This window comes from Mycobacterium colombiense, assembly GCF_003284975.1.
In the GTDB taxonomy this organism is placed as follows: Bacteria; Actinomycetota; Actinomycetes; order Mycobacteriales; family Mycobacteriaceae; genus Mycobacterium; species Mycobacterium europaeum_A.
Window position 1 is genome coordinate 1 of sequence record NZ_QMEU01000021.1, and the last position, 17,571, is coordinate 17,571.

16 protein-coding genes are annotated in these 17,571 nt (G+C 66.6%); 6 read left to right on the plus strand and 10 right to left on the minus strand.

The genetic code is table 11. From position 1 onward, the window contains the following. The 8 genes from DQP58_RS09930 to DQP58_RS09965 form a co-directional block, all read right to left on the minus strand. Positions 1-1,438: FAD-dependent oxidoreductase (locus DQP58_RS09930; RefSeq protein WP_112708236.1), on the minus strand; the 1,438-nt coding region annotated here is incomplete at its 3' end. Positions 1,439-1,461: 23 nt separating this feature from the next. Further along, the gene (locus DQP58_RS09935; RefSeq protein WP_066863983.1) at positions 1,462-2,589 is read right to left on the minus strand and encodes an NDMA-dependent alcohol dehydrogenase; all 1,128 of its coding nucleotides are present in this window, start codon (positions 2,587-2,589) and stop codon (positions 1,462-1,464) included. Between the two features lie 144 nt (positions 2,590-2,733). Then, positions 2,734-3,279, minus strand: a complete 546-nt coding sequence (locus tag DQP58_RS09940; RefSeq protein ID WP_112708237.1) for a nuclear transport factor 2 family protein — start codon at positions 3,277-3,279, stop codon at positions 2,734-2,736. Further along, positions 3,276-3,494 carry a ferredoxin gene (locus tag DQP58_RS09945; RefSeq protein WP_112708238.1) on the minus strand — a complete coding sequence of 73 codons (219 nt, stop codon included), beginning with the start codon at positions 3,492-3,494 and terminating at the stop codon, positions 3,276-3,278. Before DQP58_RS09945 ends, DQP58_RS09940 begins: the two co-directional genes overlap by 4 nt. Before the next feature lie 12 nt (positions 3,495-3,506). Then, the gene (locus DQP58_RS09950; protein WP_112708239.1) at positions 3,507-4,862 is read right to left on the minus strand and encodes a cytochrome P450; all 1,356 of its coding nucleotides are present in this window, start codon (positions 4,860-4,862) and stop codon (positions 3,507-3,509) included. Further along, positions 4,859-5,683, minus strand: a complete 825-nt coding sequence (locus tag DQP58_RS09955) for an SDR family oxidoreductase (protein WP_112708240.1) — start codon at positions 5,681-5,683, stop codon at positions 4,859-4,861. The genes DQP58_RS09950 and DQP58_RS09955 overlap by 4 nt, the downstream gene beginning before the upstream one ends. Then, positions 5,684-6,901, minus strand: a complete 1,218-nt coding sequence (locus tag DQP58_RS09960) for a cytochrome P450 (protein ID WP_112708241.1) — start codon at positions 6,899-6,901, stop codon at positions 5,684-5,686. Next, the gene (locus DQP58_RS09965; protein WP_112708242.1) at positions 6,902-7,537 is read right to left on the minus strand and encodes a TetR/AcrR family transcriptional regulator; all 636 of its coding nucleotides are present in this window, start codon (positions 7,535-7,537) and stop codon (positions 6,902-6,904) included. 210 nt (positions 7,538-7,747) lie between these two features. Here DQP58_RS09965 and DQP58_RS09970 point away from each other — a divergent pair, with 210 nt between their 5' ends. The 4 genes from DQP58_RS09970 to DQP58_RS09985 are packed head-to-tail and all read left to right on the plus strand — an operon-like array spanning position 7,748 to position 11,287. Continuing rightward, positions 7,748-9,217 (plus strand): aldehyde dehydrogenase, encoded by a 1,470-nt coding sequence (locus DQP58_RS09970; RefSeq protein WP_112708243.1) that lies wholly within the window; start codon positions 7,748-7,750, stop codon positions 9,215-9,217. A 29-nt stretch (positions 9,218-9,246) separates the two neighbouring features. Further along, the gene (locus DQP58_RS09975; protein ID WP_112708283.1) at positions 9,247-9,996 is read left to right on the plus strand and encodes an SDR family oxidoreductase; all 750 of its coding nucleotides are present in this window, start codon (positions 9,247-9,249) and stop codon (positions 9,994-9,996) included. Beyond that, positions 9,993-10,850: an NAD(P)-dependent oxidoreductase gene (locus DQP58_RS09980; protein WP_112708244.1), complete on the plus strand. Its 858-nt coding sequence runs from the start codon at positions 9,993-9,995 to the stop codon at positions 10,848-10,850. Before DQP58_RS09975 ends, DQP58_RS09980 begins: the two co-directional genes overlap by 4 nt. Next, positions 10,850-11,287, plus strand: a complete 438-nt coding sequence (locus tag DQP58_RS09985; protein WP_112708284.1) for a carboxymuconolactone decarboxylase family protein — start codon at positions 10,850-10,852, stop codon at positions 11,285-11,287. Before DQP58_RS09980 ends, DQP58_RS09985 begins: the two co-directional genes overlap by 1 nt. On the opposite strand, the gene DQP58_RS09990 is transcribed toward DQP58_RS09985, so the two are convergent. After that, a complete protein-coding gene (locus DQP58_RS09990) occupies positions 11,284-14,595 on the minus strand; it encodes a helix-turn-helix transcriptional regulator (RefSeq protein ID WP_112708285.1) in 3,312 nt (1,103 codons plus the stop codon). The two genes, DQP58_RS09985 and DQP58_RS09990, sit on opposite strands and share 4 nt — an antisense overlap. A gap of 151 nt (positions 14,596-14,746) precedes the next feature. On the opposite strand from DQP58_RS09990, the gene DQP58_RS09995 reads away from it, so the two are divergent. Continuing rightward, a complete protein-coding gene (locus DQP58_RS09995) occupies positions 14,747-15,955 on the plus strand; it encodes a serine hydrolase domain-containing protein (RefSeq protein ID WP_112708245.1) in 1,209 nt (402 codons plus the stop codon). A gap of 13 nt (positions 15,956-15,968) precedes the next feature. On the opposite strand, the gene DQP58_RS10000 is transcribed toward DQP58_RS09995, so the two are convergent. Beyond that, a complete protein-coding gene (locus DQP58_RS10000) occupies positions 15,969-17,063 on the minus strand; it encodes an aldo/keto reductase (protein WP_112708246.1) in 1,095 nt (364 codons plus the stop codon). A 73-nt stretch (positions 17,064-17,136) separates the two neighbouring features. Between DQP58_RS10000 and DQP58_RS10005 the strand changes: the two genes are divergently transcribed. Then, positions 17,137-17,544, plus strand: a complete 408-nt coding sequence (locus DQP58_RS10005) for a MarR family winged helix-turn-helix transcriptional regulator (protein ID WP_112708247.1) — start codon at positions 17,137-17,139, stop codon at positions 17,542-17,544. Positions 17,545-17,571 lie beyond the last annotated feature (27 nt).

The window sequence follows — 17,571 nt, forward strand, 5'->3', positions numbered from 1 at the left end:
CGACGACGCGGCCGCCGGTGGCCACGATCACCGCATCCGGTGCGGACGCGACGACGTCGCCGGCCGAAACACTATGGCCCGGATGCACCTTGGCGTCGCTCACCCTGAGCTCGTCGCACAGGTACCGCAGGAACGGCTGGTTTTCCGGGTGCAGCACCGAGGCCCACAGCAGCGCGCCACCCAGCTGCGCGCTGCTCTCGAACAGTGTGACGCGGTGGCCGCGTTCGGCGGCGACGCGCGCGGCCTCCAGGCCCGCCGGCCCGCCGCCGATCACTACCACCCGTTTCGCGCGGCCGGCGCGGGCCGCCGCCAATTGCCGTTCCTTGCCGGTGCGCGGATTGACCGCGCAATCGACCGAGAAGCGCTGTTCCATTGCGTCGATACAGTTTTCGCACGAGATGCACTTGCGGACCCGGTGCGCCTGGCCGGACGAGATCTTGCGCGGCAGGTCGGGGTCGGCCAGCAGCGGGCGTCCCATGGCGATGAAATCGGCACGGCCGTCGGCCAGGATCCGTTCGGCGCGGACGGGGTCGTGAATGCGGCCGACGGCGATCACCGGCACGTCGACCACCTGCTTGACCGCAGCCGCCGCACCGACGTTGAGCTCGTCGCCGTCATCGGCGCCGTTGACCATGCCGGTGACCAGCCGATCGATCACCCCGCCGCTGACGTGGAACGCGTCAACCCCGGCGGCGACGAGTTCGGGTGCGAGCCGGGCGGTTTCGTAGATGGGCCGGCCGCCGGCGACGCGTTCGTACCCGGAGATGCGCAGCGTGATCGGCAGGGCGTCGCCGATCTCGGAGCGGATCGCGGCCAGCGCCTCGAGCACCACCCGCACCCGGCCGCGCGGCGAGTCACCGCGGTACTCGTCGGTGCGCCGATTGCGTTGCGGCGTCAGGAAGGAGCCCAGCAGCATGTAGCCGTGCGCGGCGTGCAGCTCGATGCCGTCGTAGCCGGCCTCGACGGCGCGCCGGGCCGCGGCCTTGAACAGATCGAACACCTCGGTCAGTTGCCGCGCGCTGATCTCGGCCGACGGGCGCCCGGTGAGGTAGGACGGGATCACCGACGGGCCCAGCGACTCGACACCGAAGATCTCCGGCCCCAGGCCGTCGGGCCCGGCGTGCACGATCTGGGGCTGGATCTTGGCGCCGTGCTCGTGCACCGCCTCTACCAGCGCCCGATGCGCGCCAACGGCATCATCGGTGGACAGATGCAAGCCGCCGGGAGTCTCGGGGTGGTGGTGGTCAACCCCGGTGGCGCCCAACGTGATCAGCCCGACCCCGCCGCGGGCGCGGGCCGCGAAGTAGTCGCGGGTGCGCTGCGACGGCAGCCCGTCCGGGGTGCCGTACATCGTCTCCATCGGAGACATGACCAGGCGGTTGCGCACGCTCATGGCGCCGATGCGTCCCGGCGCCATGAGGTGGCCGAAGCCGGTCACTGAGCGGACGCGGCTGACAAGTTTTACCGGTCGGCGTCGGTGAACCGGATGACGCCGCGAATGTTCTTGCCGTCCAGCATGTCCTGGTAGCCGTCGTTAATCTGCTCCAGCTTGTACTGGCGGGTGATCATGTCGTCCAGGTTCAGCTTGCCGGCCTTATACATCGACAGCAGCTGCGGGATGTCGTACTGCGGGTTGCCGCCACCGAAGATGGTGCCCTGCAGGTTCTTCTGCATCAGGGTCAGCATCGCCAGGTTCAGGTTGACGTTGGTGTCCAGCAGGCTGCCGATGGCGGTCAGCACGCAGGTGCCACCCTTCTGGGTGATGTTGAGGTAGTTGTCGACGTCGGCGCCCTGCAGCTCGCCCACGGTGACCACGACCTTGTGGGCCATCAGGCCGTAGGTGACCTCGGCCATGCCCGCCATCGCCGCGAAGATGTCGGGGTAGACGTGGGTGGCGCCGAACTTCAGCGCCTGGTCGCGCTTCCACTCGACCGGGTCGATCGCGAAGATGTAGCGGGCGCCGGCGTTGACGGCTCCCTGCAGCGCCGCCATGCCGACCCCCCCGACGCCGACGATGGCGACGTCCTGGCCCGGGCGGATGTCAGCGGTGCGGACCGATGAGCCGTAGCCGGTGGTGACGCCGCAGCCGACCAGCGCGGCGACCTCGAACGGGACCGACGGGTCGATCTTCACCACCGAGCTGCGGTGCACGACCATGTAGGGGGAGAACGTTCCCAGCAGCGTCATGGGGTAGACGTTCTGGCCGCGGGCCTGGATGCGGAAGGTGCCGTCGGACACCGCGGCGCCGCCCAGCAGGCCGGCTCCCAGGTCGCAGAGGTTGCGCATGCCGGCCTGACAGGTCGGACACTGCCCACACGACGGGATGAACGACAGCACGACGTGGTCACCCGGGGCGATGTCGTCCACGCCGGGACCGACCTCGGTGACGATGCCCGCGCCCTCGTGGCCGCCGAGCACCGGGAAACCGGCCATCGGGATGCCCCCGGTGACCAGGTGATGGTCGGAGTGGCACATGCCCGCCGCTTCCATCTGGATCTTGACCTCATGCGCTTGCGGGTCGCCGATCTCGATTTCCTCGATAGACCAGGGCTGGTTGAACTCCCAGATCAGTGCGCCTTTTGTCTTCACGATGGTCCTGACCCCATTTCGCCTTTGAATTGATCAGAGCTGACCGGCCCCTTCATGCCGGCCAGCTAGGTGACGAGTGCCACAGGCACCCTTGTCGCGTCAGCATAGCGCGTGCAACAAATCAAATGCTTGGTTGGCTCCCCCTCACCAGATGGGGACGGGGGCTTCGCCAAGCGGGTAGTAGCCGGGCAGCTTTTCCCCGGCGACGCTGCGCTCGATGCGCTTCTGCATGCCATCGCTCAGATCCCCGGACTCGATGAGCTTGCCGAACATGTACGCGACGTGGCCGAAGTCGAAGAAGTCGCGCTGCCACTCGATGAGCCGGTCCTCGTTGAGTCGGAACCAGCTGCCCCCGATGCCATAGATCTCATCCCGGTTGCCGTCGTTCTTGTTGACGATCTGCTTCCAGAAGCCGACGATCTCGCCCTGCTTGTCGTCGATGAGCACCTTCTGGTATTCGTACACCCAGTTCTCCAGCCCCTCCATCTCCAGGCCGAGCGCGATGTCGCGGATCTCGTCGATCCCGACGCACATCACGTCCTCCTTGGGGCCGATGTTCCAGCCGTAGGTGGCGTCTTGGGTGTAGAAGTCGGCCAACGGCCGCCAGTCACCGGCCTTTTCGCAGTCCTTGTTGGCCTGCAGCCAGCGGTCGACCCATGCCTCGAGGTCTGCACGCGAGTGTGACGTCATTGTCCTGTGTCTTCTTTCTCTTTGATGAACAGTGCTTGCGTGGGACACATATCGACCGCGCGCTCAACCTCGTCGCGGGCGTCCTCGGGCGGTTCGGGGTCGACGATCTCGACCTTGCCCCGCTTGGGCACCCGGAAGTAGTCCGGTGCCTCCAGTTCGCACATGGCGTGGCCCTGACACAAATCCAGATCCGCTTCGATCCTGAATCCGCCCATCGGACTTACTCCTTACGCGCTCCGTTTGCGGTAGCGCACTTTGGCCGGGCGCGCGAGCTGCACCACCATCTTGGAGTGATCGTTGTGGTAGCTGTCTGCCGGCTGGGCCATCTCAAACTGATACTCGCGCAACAGCACCGAGAAGATCGCCTTGATCTGCATCTGGGCGAACGCGGCGCCGACGCAGCGGTGCCGGCCCGCGCCGAAGGGAATCCAGGTCCACCGGTTGACGATGTCGGCCTGCTCGGGCTTGTTGTAGCGGTCGGGCTTGAACGCGTCGGGGTCGGGAAAGTCCTCGGGGATCCGGTTAGAGATCGCCGGGGAGGCCGCGACGTAATCACCGGCGTGAATGGGAAAGCCCTCGACCTCGAACTCACCCTTGGCGACGCGCATCAGGATGATCAGCGGCGGGTGCAGGCGCAAGGTTTCCTTGACCACGTTGTCCAGCTTCGGAATCGAGCGCAGCGCATGGAAACTCACCTCCTGACCGTCGGCGTAGAGCTCCTCGAGCTCGGCTAGCACCTCGGCGTACACCTCGGGATGGCGGATCAACTCGATCAGCGTCCACGCCGAGGTTCCCGAACTGGTGTGGTGCCCGGCGAACATCAGCGAGATGAACATCCCGGTGACCTCGTCGGCGGAGAACCGGGGCCGGCCGTCCTCGTCCTTGATCGAGACCAGCACGTCGAGCATGTCACGGTCGGCCTTGTCCTTGGGTGGATTGGCCAGCCGCTGATCCATGATTTCTTGCACCAGCGCAACCAGTTTCACGCGCGCCTCGTCGCGGCGCCGGAAGCTGTCGATCGGCAGGTAGGGGTCGACGTAGCACAGCGGGTCGGTGCCGCGTTCCAGCTCGTGGTAGTACTCGGCGAACCGGTGGTCGAGCTGCTCACGAAACTTCAGCCCGATCAGACACGCGGTCGAGGTGTAGATGGTCAGCTCGGCGAAGAAGTCGAGCAGCTCGACCTCGCCCTCCTCGCCCCAGTCGGCAATCATCTTCTTGACTTCGCCCTCGATGGTGGCCGCGTGCCCCTTCATCTGCTCGCCGCGCAGCGCCGAGTTGTGCAGCATCTCCTTGCGCCGCTCGGGGCTGGCGTCGAACACCACGCCCTTGCCGAAGATCGGCGTCATGAACGGATACGCCTCAGCCTGGTCGAGGTCCTCGTCGGCGGAGCGGAAGAAGAACTCGTTGGCGCCCGCACCGGAGAGCAGGATGACGTGCTTGTCGACCAGTTGGAACCAGCCGACGTCCCCGCACTCCTCGCGGACGCGCTTCATCAAACCGATTGGGTCGGTGCGGAATTCCTCGAGGTGGCCGTGCTCTTCCTCGCCGCCGGAGACCCGGGGCACCGTAGCTGTTGAAGTCATGACGGCATCCCCTCTTCGCCGAGTGCGAGTTTCTGGCGGTCTTTGTTGTCGGCCAGCGGTGCTTCGGGCTGAAGCTCCATGTTGGCGATGAAGCCGCCGCGCGGCGTCTCGGCGACGAACGTGATGGCGCGTCCCAAGTCCGCCGCGCGCAGGAAGTAGTCATGGCGGGCCTGGCCCCACTTGGCCCAGTCCTCCAGCGCCGGCCCGATCTTCTCGGCCGGCAGGCTCCAGCCCATCGACGTCTTCGTGGGGCCGGGGTGCACGATCGAGGCGCGTACGCCGGTGCCCTCGAGTTCCATCTGCAAGTTGGTGACCATCGCGACCAGCGCGGCCTTGGCCGCGCCGTAGGCGCCCATGTGCGGGCGTTGACGCAGGGCGACGTCGGATCCGACGAAGATCAGGTCGCCGCGCTGGCGCTCGAGCATGCCGGGCAGCACCGCGGTGGCCAACCGGTTGGCGCCGACCAGGTGGATCTGCAGCTGCGATTCGAATTCGTCGGTAGTGATCTCGGCAAGCTTGCCGAAGTAGGTGTCGCCCGCTCCGGCCACCAGCACCTCGATGTCGCCGAGCGCGTCGGTCGACTGTGCCACAAAGGATTTCACCGAGTTCGGGTCGGTGACGTCCAGGTGGAATCCCACCGCTTCGCCGCCGTCGGCGTTGATCTTCCCGACGATGTCGTCGAGCTTCTCCACCCGGCGGGCGCCCAGCGCGACCGGGAAGCCGTGCGCCGCGAGCTCGATGGCGGTGGCCTCTCCGATGCCGGAGGAAGCGCCGGCCACGATCGCGGGCCGGCGTTCGGGCAAGGGTTCAAAGCGGGGCATTCAGCGGACCTCCACGCTCATTGGTAGGTGAGCGAATCCGCGGACATTGCTCGAGTGGACGCGGACGGCGTTGGCCTCGTCGACCTCGTAGCCGCGGATTCGCTTGAACAACTCGGTGAGCGCAACCCGGGCTTCCATCCGCGCTAGATGCGCGCCCAGGCAAAAGTGTGCGCCGCTACCGAAACTCAATAGTTTGGGCCCGATTTCGCGTCCGACGAGGTAGTCGTCAGGGTTGTCGAAGACTCGCTCGTCGCGGTGCCCGGACCCGGGCAACAGCAACAGGACGTCGCCCTCGGGAATGGTGGTGTCATACAAGGTGAGCTCCCCGGACACGGTACGAGCCAAGATCTGGCTGGAGGTGTCGTAGCGCAGGGTCTCCTCGACCCACAGCGGCACCCGCGTCAGGTCTTCGTAGACCGGCGTCAGTTGATCCGGGTTCTTGTGACCCCAAAATGCGGCATTGGCAAGCAGTTTGGTGGTGGTCTCGTTGCCGGCGATCACCATCAGGAACATGAAGCCGAGGACCTCGTCGTCGGTGAGCCGGTCGCCGTCGATCTCGGCCTCCAGCAGCGCGGAGGTCAGATCGTCGGTCAGCTGCTCGCGCCGCTCGGCCACCATCTGCTGGTAGTAGACGATCAGGTTGAGGGAGGCCTCGACGGCCTCCGGCGGCACGTCGGTGACGCCCTCCTCGCGGTGCATCACCCCGTCGGCCCAGGCCCGGACCTGATCCCGATCCGGCTCGGGGACACCCATCAATTCGGAGATGACGTCCATTGGCAGCTTGCCGGCGAACTCGTCGACGTAGTCGACGGTGCCGCCTTGCGCCTTTTCCATCATGGTGTCGAGATGCTGCGTCGCGATCTCGGTGACCCGCGGCTCGAGTTCGCGAATCCGCCTGGGCGTGAATCCCTTTGAGACCAGGGTGCGCAGCCGCAGGTGGGCGGGATCGTCCATCGCCAGAAACGACATCGTCTTGCTCGCGTGCGGGCCGCGCGAGGCGGGGTCCAGCGAGACGCCGTACTTGTTGGAAAGCGTTGTGCTGTTGCGGAATCCCTGCAGCACGTCCCGGTGGCGCGACAACGCCCAGAACTTCAGCTCGTCGTTGCGATACAGCGGGGCCTCGTCGCGAAGCCGCTGGTAGTACGGGTACGGATCTTCGTGGAAGTCGTAGTCGTAGGGGTCGAGGACCAACTCGTGGTCGCCCACATGGACGGTCATTTAGGTTCTTGTCTCCTGGTTTGTCTCGCCGGGGCCGGACAAGATCAGATTCACCACATAGGCCAATTGGTCAGCGATCTGGTGATAGGTGAACTGGCCACTGGCCGCCTGCACCAGTGCGCCGAAGAACATCATTTCGAGCGCGGCCACCGTGTTCGGGTCGGCCCCGGGGCCGATGGCCGTCGCGATGCGGCGGTGGATCTCGGCGCCGATGCGGTCGCGCACCGCACCCACCGCGGGATCGGTCCCGCCGCCGAGCAAGGCCGTCGTGCATGCGGCGCCGACCTCGGGCTCGTCGGCAACCACCAGCGCCAGGTGGCGCAACACCTTGTCCACCCGGACCGGCATCGGGTCGTTGACGTCGGTGAAGAACGGGACCTGGCGTACCAGGTCCAGATAGACCTCGGCGATCAGGTGATTCTTTGAAGAGAAGTAGGTGTACGCGGTCGCCGGTGCGACCTTGGCCCGCGCCGCGACCGCGCGCACCGTCAGGTCGGCGTAGGACTTCTCGCGCAGGGTTTCGATGCCCGCCGCGAGCACCTTGCGGAAGGTCTCCTCCTGGCGACGGTTGCGCGCCGGCTGGCCGGCCTGGCGGTCGCCGCCGGAGGTGATCGTCACCAGTGCATCGCTGGACACATGTCCAAGCTAGAGGATCGGATCGTCACGAGGCAACCCCGTGGCGCAAATATGCAGCTCAAAGCCTCTTTACGCGCACCGTCCGAGCGATGCGCGAGATCGGCTCTTGCACCGCTGGCGGCCCGGCGGCTATGGTTCGATCGGGCAATATCGGACAACTGTCCACTAGATTGGCGTGCCGGGTTGGCCGCACACAGACGGGAGCGGGACATGGCTTTGTTGGCCGACGGCGTGAGTGAACTGTTCATCGACGGCAAGCTGTCGGCCGGCAGCGCCGGCAACTTCGCCACGGTGAACCCGGCGACCGAGGAAGTGCTGGGCGTCGCCGCAAACGCGGACGCCACCGACATGGACCGCGCGATCGACGCCGCGCGGCGCGCCTTCGACGAGACCGACTGGTTCCGCAACACCGAATTGCGGGTGCGCTGCATCCGGCAGCTGCGCGACGCGATGCGCGACCACATCGAAGAGTTGCGCGACATCACCATCGCCGAGGTCGGCGCCCCGCGGATGCTCACCTCGGCCGCGCAACTGGAGGGACCGGTCGGTGACCTGAGCTTCGCCGCCGACACCGCCGAGTCCTACGAGTGGAACCAAGACCTCGGCCAGGCGTCGCCGATGGGCATCCCGACCCGGCGCACGATCGCGCGCGAAGCCGTCGGCGTCGTCGGCGCCATCACGCCGTGGAACTTCCCGCACCAGATCAACCTCGCCAAACTCGGGCCCGCGCTGGCCGCCGGCAACACCGTGGTGCTCAAGCCCGCGCCGGACACGCCCTGGTGTGCCGCGGTGCTCGGTGAGATCATCGCCGAACACACCGACTTCCCGCCCGGAGTCGTCAACATCGTCACGTCCGACGACCACCGGGTCGGCGCACTGCTCTCGAAAGACCCGCGGGTGGACATGGTTTCGTTCACCGGGTCGACCGCGACCGGCCGCAGCGTCATGAGCGACGCCGCCGCCACCATCAAGCGGGTGTTCCTGGAGCTCGGCGGCAAGTCGGCGTTCGTCGTTCTCGAGGATGCCGACCTGGCCGGGGCGTGCTCGATGTCGGCGTTCACCGCGGCCATGCACGCCGGGCAGGGGTGCGCCATCACGACGCGGCTGGTGGTGCCGCGGGCCCGCTACGACGAAGCCGTCGCGATCGCGGCGGGCACCATGGGCTCGATCAAGCCCGGCGACCCCGACGACTCCGGAACCGTTTGCGGGCCGGTGATTTCGGCGCGACAGCGGGAGCGGGTGCAAAGCTACCTCGACCTAGCGATCGCCGAGGGCGGGACGTTCGCCTGCGGCGGCGGTCGCCCGGCGGACAAGGACCGCGGCTTCTTCATCGAACCGACCGTGATCGCCGGCCTGACCAACGACGCCCGGCCGGCCCGTGAGGAGATCTTCGGACCGGTGCTCACCGTGATCGCCTACGACGGCGAAGACGATGCGCTGCGCATCGCCAACGACTCGCCATACGGCCTGTCCGGCACCGTGTTCAGCGCCGACCCCGAACGCGCTGCCGATTTCGCGTCCCGGATGCGGGTCGGCACCGTCAATGTCAACGGCGGTGTCTGGTACTCCGCCGACGCGCCGTTCGGCGGATACAAGCAATCCGGCAACGGACGCGAAATGGGTGTGGCCGGCTTCGAGGAATACCTGGAAGTCAAGACCATCGCCACCGCTGTGCAGTGACCGCGCCACCAGGCGACCGAAAGGAAAACATGCGATTCGAGAACAAGGTCGGCATCGTCACCGGGTCCGGTGGCGGCATCGGGCAGGCGTACGCCGAGGCCCTGGCCCGCGAGGGCGCGGCGGTGGTGGTCGCCGATATCAACGCCGAGGCCGCCGACGCGGTCGCCAAACAGATCGTCGCCGACGGCGGAACGGCCATCAGCATTCCGGTCGACGTGTCCGACCCGGCATCGGCCAAGGAGATGGCCGACCGCACGCTCGCGGAATTCGGCGGCATCGACTACCTGGTCAACAACGCCGCGATCTTCGGCGGCATGAAGCTGGACTTCCTGCTCACCATCGATCCCGAGTACTACCGCAAGTTTATGAGCGTGAACCTGGACGGCGCGCTGTGGTGCACGCGCGCGGTGTACAAGAAGATGGCCAAGCGTGGCGGCGGCGCGATCGTGAACCAATCATCCACCGCCGCATGGCTTTACGCGAACTATTACGCCCTGGCCAAGGTCGGAATCAATGGCCTGACCCAGCAGCTGTCCCGCGAACTGGGTGGCCAGAGGATCCGGATCAACGCGATCGCCCCCGGGCCCATCGACACCGAGGCCAATCGGACCACCACCCCGAAGGAGATGGTCGACGACATCGTCAAGGGCCTGCCGCTGTCGCGGATGGGCACGCCCGAGGACCTGGTCGGCATGTGCCTGTTCCTGCTTTCCGACGAGGCCTCGTGGATCACCGGACAGATCTTCAACGTTGACGGCGGACAGATAATCCGATCATGAGTGACCAGGTGACGCTCGGCTACATCGGCCTGGGCAACATGGGCGCGCCGATGGCCACGAAAATGACCGAATGGCCCGGCGGGGTAACGGTGTACGACATCAGGACCGAGGCTATGACCCCGCTGGTCGAAAAGGGCGCCAGCCTGGCCGACAGCGTCGCCGACGTCGCCGCCGCCGACATCATCCACATCACCGTGCTCAACGACGCCCAGGTGCGTGAGGTGGTCGGCGAGCTGGCGGCCCATGCGAAATCCGGCACCGTCATCGCGATCCACTCGACGATCAGCGACACCACGGCGGTCGAACTCGCGGCCGAGCACAAGCCGCGAGACATCCATATCGTCGACGCACCTGTCAGCGGTGGGGCGGCCGCTGCGGCGAAGGGTGAGCTCGCCACGATGGTGGGGGCCGAGCGCGAAGTGTACGAGCGGATCAAGCCGGCGTTCAAACACTGGGCGGCGATGGTCATCCACGCCGGCGAGCCGGGCGCCGGGACGCGGATGAAGCTGGCCCGCAACATGTTGACGTTCACGTCGTACGCCGTGGCTTGCGAGGCCATGAAACTCGCCGAGGCGGCCGGGCTGGATCTGCAGGCACTGGGGCGGGTGGTCCGTCACACCGATGCGCTCACCAGCGGCCCGGGGGCGATCATGGTCCGCGACAACATGAAAGACATCGAACCGGATAACTTCCTGTACCAGTCTTTCGTGCACGCCCGCGGTCTGGGGGAGAAGGACCTGAGCCTGGCGCTGGCTCTCGGCGAGGCGGTCTCGGTCGATCTGCCGTTTGCCCAGTTGGCCTTACAGCGGTTGGCGACGGACCTCGGGGTTCCGCACACAGAGAAAGAAGCGTGATGGACGAGCTGCGCAGCAAGGGCCTCGCGAAGATGAACGAGGTCTACGGCTGGGAGATGCCCAACGTCGAAGGCGACGCGTACTTCGACCTGACCGTCGACCACCTGTTCGGCAGCATCTGGACGCGACCGGGACTGTCGATGCGCGACAAGCGCATCATGACGCTGACGGCGGTGACCGCGATCGGAAACCGCGACCTGGCCGAAATCCAGATCAACGCCGCCCTTCTCAACGGCGAACTCAGCGAGACCGAACTGAAGGAGATGGCGGTTTTCTTGACCCACTACCTGGGCTTCCCGCTGGGTTCGGCGCTCAACGGCGCCGTCGACGCCGTGGTGGCCAAACGCAAAAAGGCCGCGGCGAAGGGCGCCGGGGAGGACAAGAAGGGCAACGTGGATGCCGCGCTGAAGATGCACTCGGGCAACAAGGACGACTAAGCGTGGCGTGAAGCCTCTTGTGCAAGTTGCACTCTCGAGCTGATACCCAGCTTGGAGTAGACGTGGCTCAGATGCGTCTGCACCGTTCGCGCGGACACGAACAGCCGGGCGGCGATGTCTTTGTTCGGCAGCCCCTCGCTGACCAGCCTCACCACGTTGACTTCGGCGGGGGTCAGCGAATCCCATCCCGTTGCTGGTCGCTTGCGCTCGCCGCGCCCGCGTTGCGCGTAGGCGATCGCCTCCTCGATCGACAGCGCAGCACCCTCGGCCCATGCCGCGCGGAAGTCGTTCTCGCCCATGACCTCTCGCAGCGCTGCCACCGACGTGTCATAGGCGGCGTCGTAGATCTTGGAGCGCACATACCCGGTGCGGCCGCGAACCGCATCTGCGGCGCCGAAGAGGCGACCGGCTTCTCGGTTCGCCCCGGCGCTTGCCGCAAGGATGGCCAGGCATTCGAGGACGTCGGGGACCACGTAATACCCCTTCAGGTCCCCGGCGCCGGTGAGCGCATCACGCGCATCACGCGCCGCCTGCTCAACATCGTTTTGCGCGATCGCGATTCGCGCGCGTTTCGCCAGCGCGAGCAGCAGGTGCATGCCGGGCGCGATGGTGACGGCATCGTCGGCCAAGCGGCGGGCCACCGTCAGGTCACCCCGCGCGAGGGCAACGTCCGCGAGTGGGATGACGTTGACCGCGGCCAGTTCGGGTTGGGCCTTCATGCGTTCCCACGCCGCCTCGCCGGCGGCGGCCGCTGCTTCCACGTCGCCCGCGGCCAGGTTTGCCACCGCCAGCGCAGCATAGGCGAAGCCCTGATTGAACGCGCTGAAATCCGCGGCGGCTTCGACTGCCGCGGTGGCCGCGGCCCTGGCCTCGTCCGGGTCGCCCGCGAAGGCGAGATAGTGGCCCAGGCTGACGAGGCTTGACATTCGCCATGTTTCGTCGTGCGCCGCCTCGGCCTCCACGACCAGAGCCCGGAATTGCGCTACGGCTCCGGTGAGATCGGCTTCCCACTGCTGCGCCAAGCCAATACACCACCGGCACGCTCGGGAGGTGTAGCCATCACCGATCGCGTCGGCGATGTCACGCCCTTCTTCGCCGGCCGCACGCGCCGCGATCGCGTCACCCTTGCCGGTGACCGCGGCGAACGCTTGGAACGCCAGGATTTGGCTCAGGCTCCTGTCATCGCCCACGGCGCGGGCCAGTCCGAGCGCTTCGTCAAAGTACGAACTGGCAGCAGCCGCGTCAAAGGCGGCGATGATGCCGCAACCGGCGAGCGCGCGAACCAGCAGCGCCGGATCGTCGATCTCGCGGGCGAGTGCCAGGGCCTCCAATGCCTTGTCCATGTTGTCGTGAATGGTCTGTGCGCCCTCGAGAGTGGCGTTATCTGCAAGCGCGCGGGCGCGGACGGCAGGCGGCACCTCCGCGTTGTGCGCCGCCGCCTCGGCGAGCGCCGCTTCGAACCAGGCCGTCCCCTCCCGAACACGGCCGCGAGTGGTCCAAAGCGGTTGCAACGCCGATGCGAGGCGCAGCGCCTCGGAGATCTCGCCACTCTCGCGGCACCACGCGAACGCTGCGCGCAGATTGTCCATCTCTGTTGCCGCGCGCTCGACCCTGCTCTGATAGCCGGTGCGGCCGGGCTCGTCGAGCAGGGCGGCCATTGAGGTGTAGTGGTCGCGGTGGCGCGCGCGCACGGCGTCGGCTTCGCCGGACTCGCCGAGCTTTTCCAGCGCGTACTGACGAACCGTCTCCAGCATCCGGTATCGGGTTCCGAAGCCGCCGTCTTCTGCCGCAATGAGCGATTTGTCGATGAGCAGCGTGAGCTGGTCGAGAATTTGGTAGCTCTCGACGTCGCTGTCACCGCAAACCTGTTGTGCTGCATCGAGTTCGAAACCGCCGTGGAATACGGCTGCCCGGCGGAACAGGACGCGTTCCGGCTCGGTCAACAGAGCGTGCGACCAGTCGACGGACGCCCGCAACGTCTGCTGGCGGCGCACGGCGGTGCGCGCGCCGCCGGTCAGCAGGCGGAAACGGTCGTGCAGGCTGTCGAGGATCTGCGCCAATGACAGCGCGCGGACCCGCGCGGCCGCCAACTCGATCGCCAAGGGTATGCCGTCGAGGCGCTCGCAGATCTCCGCTACGGTGGCAGAGTTCTGTTCGGTCACAACGAAATCAGGCCGCACTTGGTGCGCGCGGTGGGTGAACAACGTGATCGCCTCGTCGGTCAGCGACAGGGAGGGCACCCCCCAGGCGACTTCGCCGACCACCCGGATCGGCTCGCGGCTCGTGGCGAGAACAGTCACTTGGGGGCACGCCCCCAGCAGCGCCTCGGTCAGCGTGGCGCACGCGTCGATCAGGTGCTCGCAGTTGTCCAAGACGACGAGGATGCGCCGCCCGCCGATGGCCCGGGTAACTGTGTTCATCGTCGAAAGCCCTGCTTGGTCTGGCAGCCCCAACGCCCGCGTCACGGCGACCGGTACGACGGCGGGATCGGTGATCGGCGCCAGATCGACGTACCAAACGCCGTCGGTGAACTCGCTGTCCATCCGGTCCGCGATCTGTACTGCTAGACGCGTCTTGCCCACACCGCCCGCGCCGGTCAGCGTCACCAACCGGTTGCCCACGACGATTTCCCGCACGGCCTCGATTTCCGCGCCGCGTCCGACGAAACTCGTGAACTGCGCCGGAAGGTGTTGTTTCCCAGCGCTTTTCGATGCGCGAAGCGGTGGGAAGTCGTTGTGCAGGTCGGCGTGGCAGAGCTGCGTTACGCGTTCGGGCCGGGGCAGATCCCGCAATGGGTGCGTGCCGAGGTCGAGCAGCCACGCTTGGGTGCCAACCGCGTCGGCGAGCAGGTCGGCTGTAGTCGCCGACAGCACCGTCTGGCCCCCATGGGCGAGATCGCGCAGCCGTGCCGCGCGGTTGATGGCCGGCCCAATGTAGTTTGCTTCGTCGCGCAGTTGCACTTCGCCGGTGTGCAGTCCGATCCGCAGACGGATCGGCGTCAGCGGTGTGCGCTGCAATTGCAGAGCAAAGGCGGCGGCGTCGCTGGCGCGGGCGAAGGCGACCACGAAGCTGTCGCCCTCGCCTTGCTCCACCGGGCGCACTCCGCTGTGCTGGGCAACCAGGTCCGATACCACCCGGTCCAACCGCGCGATCGCGGCGCTCATCTCCTCGGGCTGGGTCTGCCAGAGCCGCGTCGAGCCCTCGACGTCTGCGAGCAGCAACGTCACCGTTCCGGTCGGGAGCTCGGTTACGCCCAAGTCGCTCCAGTTCAATGGTGGCGTGTCCACGCGTTGGTCGGTCTCAGCCATGTTAGCCAGCTTGAGCTGGTTGGAGGCGGCAAACATCGGCACAAAGACGTAGAAAGCCGCTCGGTCGTCCGCCCGCGCGCTAGGCCCTTTGGCGGATGTTCTGTCACTCACCGGTACCCATAGTGAGGTCACCAAAGAATGGAGGCGACACATGAACAGCCAGGCGAGTCTTGCCGGAAGCCACGCCAGAATCGATGCCCACTTCACCACGGGCGTACTACATGGCCACTACGACAGCCGCTTCGAGGATCTCGTCGCCTCGCTGGCTGACGAGGTCACCACGGGTCGCGAGCTGGGCGCCGCCATCGCTGTCGATATCGGCGGCGAGCTCGTGGTCGACATCTGGGGCGGGTATGCCGATCGAGCGAAAACACGGGACTGGTCGCGGGACACCATCGTCAACGTCTTCTCCAGCACCAAGAATGTGACCGCGCTGGCGGCGCTGATGCTGATCGACCGCGGTCTGCTCGATTCGTTTGCCCCCGTCGCCAAGTACTGGCCCGAGTTCGCCGCCAACGGCAAGGAGCACATCGAGGTGCGCCACGTCCTCAGTCACACCTCTGGGGTGTCCGGCTGGGAGATGCCTTTCAGGCTTGAGGACATTTACGACTGGGACAAGTCCACGTCGCAACTCGCCGCCCAGGCGCCATGGTGGCCGCCGGGGACCGCCTCGGGCTACCACGCGATTACCATCGGTCACCTCGTCGGTGAACTCGTCCGCCGGGTCACCGGTACGACGCTGAAAGATTTTGTGCGCGAGGAGATCAGCGGACCGCTCGGCGCAGATTTCCAGATCGGTGCTCGGCCCGAGGACGACGAGCGCATCGCCGAACTCGTTCCGCCACCGCCGCTGGACGTGCCCCTGGACGCGGTGCCCGACGACCATCCGATGCGCAAGACGTTCGCCGCCGTGCCACCCACCTCGGCGGCCGCGCTGGCCGCGGAGACCACCGCATGGCGCCGCGCGGAGATCGGCTCGGCCAACGGGCATGGCAACGCCCGCTCGTTGGTGCGCGCGTTGTCGCCGCTCTCGTTGGGCGGCAGCGTAAACGGCGTGCGGCTGCTTAGGTCCGAGACGATCGACCTGATCTTCGAGGAGCAGGCCAACTGCACCGACCTGGTGCTGGCCATGCCCGCGCGATGGGGCATCGGCTTCGCGCTACCACATCGGGAGGCGGTGCCGGACATTCCCGACGAAAGAGTCTGCTACTGGGGCGGCTGGGGCGGCTCGATGGCGGTCATGAATCCCTACTGCCGCACCACATTCGCCTACGTCATGAATAAGATGGGGCAGGTCACTCCAGCCGGAACGGAGCGCACCAGGATGTACACCCGCCTGATCTATCAGGGCCTCCGATGACCTCGCCGCCGATTCAGTACGGCTGAACGCCTTCGGGCATCACGTATTCGGAGATCGGCGCGGAGACCCCGTTGATCGTCGTGCCGCCGTTGATGATGCCCGGCGCCATCTCCAGCATGTTGTGCGGGAAGCCGAAGCTCGGCTTGGTCAGCGCGTCCAGCCGGGCCAGCTCGTCGGCGCCGAGATTCACGTCGACGGCGCGGACGTTGTCCTCGAGCTGGGAGAGCCGGCGCGCGCCGATGATGACGGACGAGACGGCGGGCTGCGCGCGCACCCAGGCCAGCGCCGCGCTGGCGACGTTGGTCTCGTGTGCCTTCGCGATGGCTTCGAGTTCGTCGATGACCGCGTAGGTCTCCTCGTTGAGGAAGGCGTCGACCATGGCGCCGCGGTCGGCGTTGTGCCGGCCGCTGTTGGCCCGGGTGTACTTACCGCTCAGCACGCCGCTCTTCAGCGGCGACCACGGGGTGATGCCGAGCCCGAATTCGGCCGCCATCGGCACCAGGTCCTGTTCGATGGCGCGCTCCAGCAGCGAGTACTCGACCTGCAGCCCGACGAACGACGACCAGCCGCGGAAACCGGCTATCAGGTTGGCCTGGGCGATCTTCCACGCCGGGGTGTCCGAGACGCCGATGTAGCGCACCTTGCCGGCCCGGACGAGGTCCTCGAGTGCCGCCATGGTCTCCTCGATGGGAGTGTTGGCGTCCCAGATGTGCAGCCAGTACAGGTCGATGTAGTCGGTTTGCAAACGCCGCAACGAGTTTTCGCACGCGTTGATCAGCGACTTGCGGCCCGAGCCACCGCCGTTGGGATCACCCGGATACAGGTTGCCGCTGAACTTGGTCGCGATCGCCAGCCGATCGCGACGGGCCGGGTGGCGCCCGATGTGGTCGCCGATGATCTTCTCGGAGTGGCTCCGGGTGTAGAAGTTGGCAGTGTCGATGAAGTTGCCGCCGAGTTCGAGGTAGCGGTCGATGATCTGTTGGGACTCTTCCACACTGGTGCCCCAGCCGAGGTCTTCGCCGAATGTCATCGCGCCCAGGCACAAGGGGCTGACGCGCAGACCGGATCGCCCGAGTGTCACATATTCATCCAGCGGCATGCTGCCCACTTCCTGGTAAGTTGTTCGACCATGCGGTTGTTCAAAACAAAACTAGTTCACGCCTGAACTATCTGGCAAGTCGATGTCTGCGGTCGATGCGGCCAAGATCTGGTCACTGAACTACCGGGTGCTGCTCTCGGTCATCTCGTGCGCCGAGGCCGACATCTGCGCGCTGGGCCTCGAGTCCAAGGAACTCTTCCTGCTCGCCGAGATCGACGAGCACCCCTACCCGGCCGAGCTGGCGGCGGCGTTGAGCATGCCCAAGGCGACGGTGACGCTGTACCTCAAGCGGCTCGAGGCGGCGGGCTTCGTGCGTCGCGAGATCGACCCCTCCGATCTGCGCCGGCACCGGCTGCTGCTCACCCAGGCCGGGCGTCACGCGGCCAAAAACGGCCTGAGATTGCTCTCCGACGAGTTCGACAAGCGCCTCGGGCGCCTCACCGCCGCGCAGCGCAACGACCTCAAGGCGCTGCTCGAGAAGATCCTCTGAGACCTCCGGACTGTGGGTGCGCGCCGC

What these genes read in the sequence shown, in the direction of transcription:
- DQP58_RS09945 (WP_112708238.1), bottom strand. Translation starts at nt 3,494, where the DNA reads ATGGGCGGATTCAGGATCGAAGCGGATCTGGATTTGTGTCAGGGCCAC.
- DQP58_RS09950 (WP_112708239.1), bottom strand. Translation starts at nt 4,862, where the DNA reads ATGACTTCAACAGCTACGGTGCCCCGGGTCTCCGGCGGCGAGGAAGAG.
- DQP58_RS09995 (WP_112708245.1), top strand. Translation starts at nt 14,747, where the DNA reads ATGAACAGCCAGGCGAGTCTTGCCGGAAGCCACGCCAGAATCGATGCC.
- DQP58_RS10005 (WP_112708247.1), top strand. Translation starts at nt 17,137, where the DNA reads ATGTCTGCGGTCGATGCGGCCAAGATCTGGTCACTGAACTACCGGGTG.
- DQP58_RS09990 (WP_112708285.1), bottom strand. Translation starts at nt 14,595, where the DNA reads ATGGCTGAGACCGACCAACGCGTGGACACGCCACCATTGAACTGGAGC.
- DQP58_RS09985 (WP_112708284.1), top strand. Translation starts at nt 10,850, where the DNA reads ATGGACGAGCTGCGCAGCAAGGGCCTCGCGAAGATGAACGAGGTCTAC.
- DQP58_RS09960 (WP_112708241.1), bottom strand. Translation starts at nt 6,901, where the DNA reads ATGACCGTCCATGTGGGCGACCACGAGTTGGTCCTCGACCCCTACGAC.
- DQP58_RS09955 (WP_112708240.1), bottom strand. Translation starts at nt 5,683, where the DNA reads ATGCCCCGCTTTGAACCCTTGCCCGAACGCCGGCCCGCGATCGTGGCC.
- DQP58_RS09970 (WP_112708243.1), top strand. Translation starts at nt 7,748, where the DNA reads ATGGCTTTGTTGGCCGACGGCGTGAGTGAACTGTTCATCGACGGCAAG.
- DQP58_RS09980 (WP_112708244.1), top strand. Translation starts at nt 9,993, where the DNA reads ATGAGTGACCAGGTGACGCTCGGCTACATCGGCCTGGGCAACATGGGC.
- DQP58_RS09940 (WP_112708237.1), bottom strand. Translation starts at nt 3,279, where the DNA reads ATGACGTCACACTCGCGTGCAGACCTCGAGGCATGGGTCGACCGCTGG.
- DQP58_RS09975 (WP_112708283.1), top strand. Translation starts at nt 9,247, where the DNA reads ATGCGATTCGAGAACAAGGTCGGCATCGTCACCGGGTCCGGTGGCGGC.